Consider the following 346-nt stretch of genomic DNA (forward strand, 5'->3'; position numbering starts at 1 on the left):
CAGGCGCATGTTCACCGGAAGAATCAGCAGTTCGGCGAACAGCGCGGTCAGCTTTGCCTGCTCTGCCAAGGTCTCCTCCAGCAGAGAGATCAGGTTCACCTGCGCGCCGACGGATCGTTCGTCTTTGCGCCCGATCTGGATGTTGCGCGCCCGGGTCTCTTCGATGAACGCATGGGCGGCGAAGGCTTCGTAGGACGCAAACCCCATCGTCGACAGTTCGCGCAGAAGCTCCTCTGCCGAGGCTGCGGGCGTCAGATTCGCAGACAGCTCGCGCTTGCGCTGCCGCGCATAGAGATCCGTGGTGGCCGCGAAGACCGGGCTCGAAGGTCGCAGGCGGACCGAGAAA

Annotated in this window: 1 pseudogene; it reads right to left on the reverse strand. The window is 63.6% G+C overall.

Annotated features, from left to right (window positions below):
- A pseudogene (locus LHP98_RS19345) lies at positions 1 to 346 on the reverse strand (histidine kinase); the annotation flags it as partial.

Origin of the sequence: Rhodobacter sp. Har01 (assembly GCF_020564565.1) — a bacterium.
Lineage (GTDB): Bacteria > Pseudomonadota > Alphaproteobacteria > Rhodobacterales > Rhodobacteraceae > Pseudogemmobacter.